Origin of the sequence: Candidatus Megaera venefica (genome assembly GCF_034554655.1) — a bacterium.
Lineage (GTDB): Bacteria > Pseudomonadota > Alphaproteobacteria > Rickettsiales > Rickettsiaceae > Megaera_A > Megaera_A venefica.
Genome location: NZ_JARJFB010000098.1, coordinates 1 through 7,504 on the forward strand (window position 1 = coordinate 1; position 7,504 = coordinate 7,504).

The 7,504-nt window shown below is 34.3% G+C and carries 9 protein-coding genes; 6 read left to right on the top strand and 3 right to left on the bottom strand.

The annotated features are described in order from the left end of the window. Positions 1-75 precede the first annotated feature (75 nt). The 3 genes from Megvenef_RS06345 to flhB are packed head-to-tail and all read right to left on the bottom strand — an operon-like array spanning position 76 to position 2,435. Positions 76-699, bottom strand: a complete 624-nt coding sequence (locus Megvenef_RS06345) for a M15 family metallopeptidase (protein ID WP_322777137.1) — start codon at positions 697-699, stop codon at positions 76-78. Between the two features lie 5 nt (positions 700-704). Beyond that, on the bottom strand, positions 705-1,340 hold the full coding sequence (rpe, locus tag Megvenef_RS06350; protein ID WP_322777138.1) for a ribulose-phosphate 3-epimerase: 636 nt from the start codon (positions 1,338-1,340) through the stop codon (positions 705-707). 3 nt (positions 1,341-1,343) lie between these two features. Next, positions 1,344-2,435, bottom strand: a complete 1,092-nt coding sequence (gene flhB / locus Megvenef_RS06355; protein WP_322777139.1) for a flagellar biosynthesis protein FlhB — start codon at positions 2,433-2,435, stop codon at positions 1,344-1,346. A gap of 112 nt (positions 2,436-2,547) precedes the next feature. Here flhB and ybeY point away from each other — a divergent pair, with 112 nt between their 5' ends. The 6 genes from ybeY (at position 2,548) to Megvenef_RS06385 (ending at position 6,846) form a co-directional block, all read left to right on the top strand. Then, complete coding sequence (ybeY, locus tag Megvenef_RS06360; protein ID WP_322777140.1) at positions 2,548-3,045, top strand: rRNA maturation RNase YbeY; 498 nt, start codon at positions 2,548-2,550, stop codon at positions 3,043-3,045. Positions 3,046-3,072: 27 nt separating this feature from the next. Beyond that, the gene (locus Megvenef_RS06365) at positions 3,073-3,945 is read left to right on the top strand and encodes a hemolysin family protein (protein ID WP_322777141.1); all 873 of its coding nucleotides are present in this window, start codon (positions 3,073-3,075) and stop codon (positions 3,943-3,945) included. Position 3,946: 1 nt separating this feature from the next. Further along, positions 3,947-5,035, top strand: coding sequence for a DNA replication/repair protein RecF (gene recF, locus Megvenef_RS06370; protein ID WP_322777142.1), 1,089 nt, complete (start codon positions 3,947-3,949; stop codon positions 5,033-5,035). Between the two features lie 72 nt (positions 5,036-5,107). After that, positions 5,108-5,995 carry a lipoyl synthase gene (gene lipA / locus Megvenef_RS06375; RefSeq protein ID WP_410519768.1) on the top strand — a complete coding sequence of 296 codons (888 nt, stop codon included), beginning with the start codon at positions 5,108-5,110 and terminating at the stop codon, positions 5,993-5,995. Next, positions 5,995-6,435 (top strand): type II toxin-antitoxin system RatA family toxin, encoded by a 441-nt coding sequence (locus Megvenef_RS06380; RefSeq protein ID WP_322777145.1) that lies wholly within the window; start codon positions 5,995-5,997, stop codon positions 6,433-6,435. The genes lipA and Megvenef_RS06380 overlap by 1 nt, the downstream gene beginning before the upstream one ends. A gap of 138 nt (positions 6,436-6,573) precedes the next feature. Beyond that, positions 6,574-6,846: an HU family DNA-binding protein gene (locus tag Megvenef_RS06385; RefSeq protein WP_322777143.1), complete on the top strand. Its 273-nt coding sequence runs from the start codon at positions 6,574-6,576 to the stop codon at positions 6,844-6,846. Positions 6,847-7,504 lie beyond the last annotated feature (658 nt).

A 7,504-nucleotide genomic window follows, 5' to 3' on the forward strand; every position in this document is an offset into this window, starting at 1 on the left:
AAAAAATGAATGTGCGGTGATTTATTTTTGAAATTCTTGAAATTATATCAAAAATTTAGAGTTTTGACGGAGAGACTACCTAACAGTAAAATTAAAGTACTTGTCGGGAAATGGTTCTGTTTTTAAAGTAAAGTGCCACCATTCTTGAGGAATGCCTATGAATCCATATTTTTCCATTATATTTTTTAGAAAAATACGATTTCGCATAGCTTGCTTAGATACTTCGACACTTGATGTGTATGATTTTTTCCCAAAGAAATCAAAATCAGTTCCCATGTCTAGGGCTACGTTAGTATTCTTATCTATGATAGTTAAATCAACAGTTGACCCACGACTATGCGAACTATGTCCTGGTGCAATAAATCCAATTTTAAAAAGTTCTGCTTTTTTATAGTCAGGGTAATATTTTACCTTAATATCTTGATTATCGGGTACTTTTTCCCACGAAAGAAAATAATCTACAGCCTTAGTTGGTCTATAAGCGTCCCAAACTAATAAACCTAAGTCTTTAGCTTCAAGTTCTTGCTGAATTTGATTGAGGGCCTCTACAGCCTCTTTAGTTAAGATTGCTACTGACGCTTCATAACCTGGGACAATAGTACCAGTAAAATTATCATTAGTTGCATATTTTATATTTTGAACAATAGTGGGGCAGGCGCAGCTAAGATATACAAATCCATAAGGTAAATCATCTGACATTATATTTATTTTTTTAAGTTATTTATTCGCTCTTTATAATTACCGGTAAAGATATAATTACCAGAAATCAGCATGTTAGCCCCAGCTTGTGTGCATAATTTTCCAGTTTCATCATTAATGCCACCATCTACAGCCAGAATAATGTCGGTTCCTTTAATGATAGAAGAAATAGCCGATATTTTCTTCAGCTGATTTGGCATAAATTTTTGCCCCCCAAAACCAGGATTAACAGTCATCACAAGAATTAAGTCAATTTTATCTATAATAAATTCAAATACATTAATTGAGGTGGTTGGTAGAAGAGATATACCAGCCTTTATACCATAAGACTTTATTTGAGAAATAGTTCTGTCAAGGTGAATGGTTGCTTCAGGATGAATTGTTATTATGTCAGCCCCGGCTTCAACATAGGTTTGAATCCATTTCTCTGGGTGATCAATCATTAAATGCACATCAAAAGGTTTAGCTGTATGCTTCTTTAATGCTTTGATTACATCTGGGCCAAAAGTTAGATTGGGCACAAAATGACCATCCATAACGTCAATGTGAATCATGTCTGCACCAGCACCTTCTAAAGCTACTATTTCAGCTCTTAAATTACAAAAATCAGCCGAAAGTATCGATGGCGATATCAGTGTCATATTTTATCTCTTCTTTTGTTTTGTTTTTTCTTCAAGTGACATAACGTATGAAATAATCTTAGCAACCTCTTCAAAATGATCAATAGGTATTTCTTCGTCTATCTTTACATCCTTATACAGGGCTCTAGCAAGTGGTGGGTTTTCAACAATAGGTATGCTAGATTCTTTCGCTATCTCTTTGATAGTCTGTGCAATTAAGTCCAAACCTTTTGCAACACATACTGGTGCAAGTCCAGCTCCAGCTTCATATTTTAAAGCAATAGCATAATGCTCAGGATTAGTTATAACGACAGTTGCTTGAGGTACAGTAAGCTTGATTCTTTTTTTAGCCTGACTACGCCTTAAACTACGCAGTTTTTGTTTTATTTCTGGGTTACCTTCAGATTGCTTATATTCGTCTTTGACCTCCTGTTTGGTCATTTTAAGCTCTGTATAGTGTTCGTAGCTTTGGTAAGCAAAATCAACTGAAGCGATTACAGCCATAATTATCGTAACCAGAATAAGAATATGTCTAACCATAGTCATCAGCTGATCTAGTATTCCTGCTACCGAAAGCTCTTGGTATTGACTGAGCTCTTTTACGTCTGCAAGGATAATTAGTAGAACAAATGCACCAACTAACGAAATTTTAAAAATACCTTTAATAAACTCAACAAAGCTTTTCATCGAAAAAATTCGCTTAAAACCCTTCATTATAGATAGCTTAGACAGCTTGGGTTGAATGGTTTCGCCGGTAAAGATAAACTCACCAGACTGAAAATAAGAAGATACTAAAGCTGCAATTATTACCACAAGAAAAATTGGACTCAAGTATAGCAAGGTTTTTTTCATTACGGTTGGTAGTAATATATCAAGCATACCTTGATCCATAGGGATATTACCAGCATTCTCGACAAAAAATCTGAGCGTATTGCTCAGTGATAACATGATTTCTGGTATAACCCATATTGTGATTAGTGTTAGAAGTAAAAACACAATAAAGCTAGTTACTTCTTTTGAGTTTACTACTTGGCCTTTTTTTACCGCGTCCTCGAGTTTCTTTCGACTCGGTTCCTCAGTTTTGGCATCTTTATCTTCTTCGTCTCCTTCGGCCATAGTTCAAGTAATACCAACTTGGTGTGTTTAAACAGCTTTAATGTGTTTAAACAGCTTTAATATTAATTGTAAAACGATTATAATAGATGAGTTATAGAAGAAAATCAAATTAATGAACATTATTGTCGAGATTGCAAAAGAGCTAGATGAGTGGGATAATTACCCAGAGATAGATGAACGTTTATTTTCTGAAATAGCTTCTATGGTTTTGTCTAGATATCAAAATTTTTCAGTAGTGAAAGAATTTGAGTTATCTATTCTGTTGGCCGGTAATAAACAAATGCAATCCCTTAATGGTAAGTTCAGAAAAAAAGATAAAGCAACAAACGTATTATCTTTTCCTGATGTTGAAATAGACTGGCGTAAAATAGTTGAATTTACACCAGATAATGACTATATGTATTTGGGTGATATAGCGTTCGGATATGAAGTAATTGCCCTAGAAGCTAAAAATAAACTGATTAGTTTTCAAGATCATTTTAAACATTTAGTGATTCATGCTATACTGCACTTAATTGGATACGATCATATTAAAGATGACGATGCAGAAGCAATGGAATCCATAGAAATAGAAATTTTGGAAGCCATTAGTATTAAATCCCCATATTGAAAATAAAACCATTTAAATTACATATTTATGCCCAAATCGTTAGATAAAGAAAGTCATTTGCCCCGAAAAAATTTAGCTAATAAAAAAACTTCAAAAATAAGGAATTTTTTTACAAATATTTTTATAAAAAAAGATAAGCGCAACCAAATAAACGATTCAGCCAAAGATAATTACCCCTTTGGTACACAGTTAATAACTGGCCATGAAATAATCTCTAATTTAAAAGATTTTGCTGAAAAAACGGTAGAAGATATAATGATCCCGCGATCAGATATTGCCTCAATCAGTATTGACTCAAAATTAGAAGACTTATGTAAAGCAATTTTAGAGCATGGGCATACCAGGACTTTAATTTATAAAGGAGGTTTGGATAATATTTCAGGCTTTATCCATATAAAAGATTTGTTTGCGGTTATTGCTAGCTCTAAAAAAGTGAGCTTAAAGAAGTTGATAAGAAAACACATTATCTCTCCACATTCGATGAAGCTTATCGACTTGTTAGCTCAAATGCAGATAAATCGCACTCACATCGCTGTTGTAGTTGACGAGTATGGTGGTACTGATGGTTTAGTAACAATTGAAGATATAATTGAAGAAATTGTTGGTAGGATTGATGATGAGCATGATATAGATACTGATGAGGATAGTTATAAGATAATACGTCCAGGACTTATAGTTACAAGCGCAAGAGTGGAGATTGAAGATATAGAAGAGGCAATTGGTATTAAGCTTCGGCATGAAGATGAAGAGATTGACACAATTGGTGGATTAGTTATGGCAATTTCTGGTTGCGTTCCTGAAAAAGGTGAAATAATTGTTATTAATGAAGATGTAGTAGCTGAAATCATAGAAGCAACCCCGAGAACTATTAAACAAATAAAAATCACATATTCGTCTTGATATGAGGATAGAAAATGTATACCTAGAGAGTTTCTCACTTGCTAGTTTTAGGAACTTGTCAGAGTTACTTTTAAATGTTTCAAATGGAGTAAATATTATCGTTGGTCCTAACGGTAGCGGAAAAACTAGTATATTAGAGTCTATTTCATTGCTATCACCAGGTAAAGGGCTTAAAGCGGCTAACTTTGATGATATGTGCAAATACGGAGAAGATAGCTGGGAAACGCGTTTTAAATTAAATAGTAAGCTAGGAGCGGCGGAAATTATAACTAATTTTCGTATGCAGGAAAAAAGTAGAAAAATTTCTTATAATGGCTCTAAAATTTCAAGTACAGAATTAACAAATTTTTTAAATGTTATATGGGTTACACCTCAAATGGAGGGTATATTCTCCACGTCTCCTAGTATTAGAAGAAGATTCCTTGATAGAATAGTATATAATTTCGACCCTCAGCATGCGAAGAGATTATCCAAATATGAGCATTATGTAAGAGAACGTAATAAAGTTCTAGCTCAGCGAGGTTGGGAATCCGAAACATCTTGGCTTGGAGTGATTGAAGATAAAATAACCGAAGAGGCTATAGCCATTAGCAATGCAAGGCAAGAAGCAATTGATCTTATGCAAAAATCTATTAATTGCTTAGCTACAGATTTTCCTAAAGCAAACCTTAAACTTAGTAAGTTATTCTCAGAACAAAGAGACGGCTTAAGTACGTCCGACTGTTATAAGGAAGAGTTGTTAAATAGTCGTGCAAAAGATTCCTACTTGGGTAGAGCTAGTTTTGGTATACATAGAAGCGATTTTGTTGTCACTCATCAGGTTAAGCAGAGATTAGCAAGGCTTTGTTCAACAGGAGAGCAAAAAGCCTTGTTGATATCAATTATATTATCATCAATTGACTCTATTCTTAAAAGTACTAATTTTGTACCTATATTATTGTTAGATGAACTGTTTGTGCATTTAGATGAAGAAAGAAGGGAGCAGCTTTCAGAGTATATTACATCCACTAAGTTGCAGACATTTATAACAACAACTGATATTATAGGCATCGAGTATTTGGCGCTTAAATCAAATATTATTGAATTATAACTCTTCTATTAGAATTATGTGCTAGGCTCTATTAGTAATAAACCAGCAGGCTTGGCCCGTTAGAGAATTGATATGATAGAAAAAAAACCAGACTGGATTAGAGTTAAAGCTCCAATCTCTAAAGGGTATCAAGGTACTAAAAATTTAATTGATAGCCTAAAGCTTAACACTGTTTGCCAAGAAGCGGCATGTCCGAATATTGGAGAATGTTGGGAAAAAAAACATGTCACTGTGATGATACTTGGCTCGGTCTGCACTAGGGCTTGTGCTTTCTGTAATATTGCGACCGGAAGGCCAGATTTGCTCGATCCACACGAGCCAGAGAGATTAGCAGTTGCTATAGGTAAGCTTGGTCTTGAGCACGTCGTAATTACCTCTGTAGACAGAGATGATCTACCAGATGGAGGAGCAGGGCATTTTGCCGACTGCATCAAAGCAATTAGAAACTCAGCGCCCAATACAACAATAGAAATATTAACTCCAGATTTTTTGAAAAAAGATGGTGCTCTTGAGACTGTAGTGGCCGCAATTCCAGATGTATATAATCACAACATAGAAACAGTACCTTCATTGTATAAAGCGATCCGGCCTGGTGCCCGTTATTTTCATTCTCTTAACCTATTGCATAATGTAAAAAAACTAAATCCACAAATTTTCACTAAATCTGGAATTATGGTCGGGCTTGGAGAAACTAATAATGAAGTGTTGCAGGTTATGGATGATCTCCGAGCTGCAGATGTTGATTTTATAACCATTGGCCAATATCTACAACCAACAAAAAAGCATGCGAAGGTGGATAGGTTTGTTACACCAGAAGAATTTAGCTATTTAGAAAGAGTAGCTAAGACTAAAGGTTTTCTTATGGTATCAGCTTCTCCTCTTACGCGTTCATCCTATCATGCTGGGGAAGACTTTAAGAAAATGCGTAATGCAAGAAATCAACTTCTAGGTGTTGCTTGATGCATTCTTTTAAAGAAACCAGATTAATAAATTATGACGCAGATCTTATAAGCACGATTGTTACGGATATTGAGAAATACCCAGAGTTTTTACCTTGGTGTACCTCGGCTGTAATCTTATCAAAGAGTGAAAATATAATTACTGCAAAACTTGAAGTAAGCTTTAAAGGGATTTCTGAAAGTTATGTATCCAGGGTTGAAAAGGTGCAAAATCCTGGCCATTGCTTAATAACAGCTGAAGCAATTTCGGGACCTTTCCGTTATTTAAGGAATAGTTGGCATATAAAACAACTAAAAAATGGCTCAGAAATAAACTTTTCTGTTGATTTTGAGTTTAAATCTACCATACTAGATATGGTTATTGGTTTGATCTTTTCTGTAGCGACTAAAAAAATGATTGCAGCATTTGAAGATCGTGCAAACAAACTCTCACAAGTTTAGTGTGATTTTGTAGCCAGTATGCCAATAAAAAATTTCGATAGGGTGCTATTTTATTATTTAGTTGATGATAGGTGGTGCTAGAATCGGGAGTGTTAAATTACTTAACGAAGCAATAAACTTAATAAGGAGAAAATTATTATGAACAAAGGAGATTTTGTATCATACATCGCTAACAAACACAGCTGTACAAAAGCTGAAGCAGAAAGAGTTATAGATATGTTTACAAGTTCTGTAATTGGAGCTTTAGGCAAAGGGGAAGAAGTTTCGTTAGTTGGTTTTGGTAATTATAGTGTTACTAAAGTTGCAGCTAGAGCTGGTCGTAACCCAAGAACAGGTGAAGCAATTAAAATTGCTGCGTATAAGCAGCCAAAGTTTAAAGCTGGCCAAAAGCTTAAAGACGCTTGTAACTAAAATTCCATTACCCTTCTTTAAAAGCGCATTTGCTTTGTAATAAAAGCTAGCTGAGGTATTCAGTTAGCTTTTTTATTTAATGCCCATAATTTTAGTAGATTGACTTTAAATCTAATCAAGGACCATAATTGTACGGTTCTGTACTGTGCATACAAGCACTTTAGTTTGAGACAAAATACTGGTGAGAGTTTACTATATCTTTTTTGCGCATACACTAGCCATACAGTCTTGAATTCGGTATCTCGTCCTTCTCTTCATCGTCTGAGATCTTGAAACAAATTCAGGATGACTTTAAAAGAACCCAATCTAGTTTAGGATCTACTTTAGTTGCTAAGATCTTAGAATGAGGTACATGTATCTTTATCCTAAATTTGATCTAAATTTTAAAACAATTTTTGGTTAAAAAATGCACTTGAAGTCCATTTAAGTTCAAGATAGCTAGGTATGGTTTTCTATTTCAATATAATCCCCTCAAGGTCATTTACCATAACAACTTTTTGAGCCCAACATAATTTTTACTAAAATATTCTAAGTTGTTCATTAATTCTATCATTTGCTTCTTTAAATCTCTTAACTGTATAAAGTCTCCCCGCCAAAATTGATAAGAATCATGTGATTTAAAAAAATTTCACAAAAAAGGTAGATTTGGGAGTTTATC

Coding starts and splice junctions, on each gene's coding strand:
- ybeY (WP_322777140.1), top strand. CDS start 2,548: ATGAACATTATTGTCGAGATTGCAAAAGAGCTAGATGAGTGGGATAAT.
- recF (WP_322777142.1), top strand. CDS start 3,947: ATGAGGATAGAAAATGTATACCTAGAGAGTTTCTCACTTGCTAGTTTT.
- flhB (WP_322777139.1), bottom strand. CDS start 2,435: ATGGCCGAAGGAGACGAAGAAGATAAAGATGCCAAAACTGAGGAACCG.
- rpe (WP_322777138.1), bottom strand. CDS start 1,340: ATGACACTGATATCGCCATCGATACTTTCGGCTGATTTTTGTAATTTA.
- Megvenef_RS06385 (WP_322777143.1), top strand. CDS start 6,574: ATGAACAAAGGAGATTTTGTATCATACATCGCTAACAAACACAGCTGT.
- lipA (WP_410519768.1), top strand. CDS start 5,108: ATGATAGAAAAAAAACCAGACTGGATTAGAGTTAAAGCTCCAATCTCT.
- Megvenef_RS06345 (WP_322777137.1), bottom strand. CDS start 699: ATGTCAGATGATTTACCTTATGGATTTGTATATCTTAGCTGCGCCTGC.
- Megvenef_RS06380 (WP_322777145.1), top strand. CDS start 5,995: ATGCATTCTTTTAAAGAAACCAGATTAATAAATTATGACGCAGATCTT.
- Megvenef_RS06365 (WP_322777141.1), top strand. CDS start 3,073: ATGCCCAAATCGTTAGATAAAGAAAGTCATTTGCCCCGAAAAAATTTA.